The organism is Myceligenerans pegani (assembly GCF_014892515.1).
Classification (GTDB): Bacteria; Actinomycetota; Actinomycetes; order Actinomycetales; family Cellulomonadaceae; genus Myceligenerans; species Myceligenerans pegani.
In genome coordinates, this window is sequence record NZ_JADBGR010000012.1 from 1 (window position 1) to 343 (window position 343).

Sequence of the window (343 nt, forward strand, 5' to 3'; positions counted from 1 at the left end):
TGGCGTTGCATCTGGCGGCCGCGTCGCTGCGGAGCGGGGAGTGCGACCTGGCGCTCGCCGGCGGCGTGACGGTGATGTCGTCGCCGAACACGTTCGTGGAGTTCTCGCGGCAGCGGGGGCTGTCGCCGGACGGCCGGTGCAAGTCGTTCGCGGCCGATGCGGACGGCACGGGCTGGTCCGAGGGCGTGGGGCTGCTGGTCGTGGAGCGCATGTCGGACGCCCGGAGGAAGGGTCACCGCGTGCTCGGCATCCTCAACGGTTCGGCGGTGAATCAGGACGGTGCGTCGAACGGGTTGACGGCGCCGAACGGTCCGTCGCAGGAGCGGGTGATCCGCCAGGCGCT

1 protein-coding gene is annotated in these 343 nt (G+C 72.0%); it reads left to right on the top strand.

The window, feature by feature from the left end:
* Positions 1-343, top strand: a 343-nt coding sequence (locus IIE03_RS00460; protein ID WP_318842707.1) for a beta-ketoacyl synthase N-terminal-like domain-containing protein, incomplete at both ends; no start/stop codon positions are given.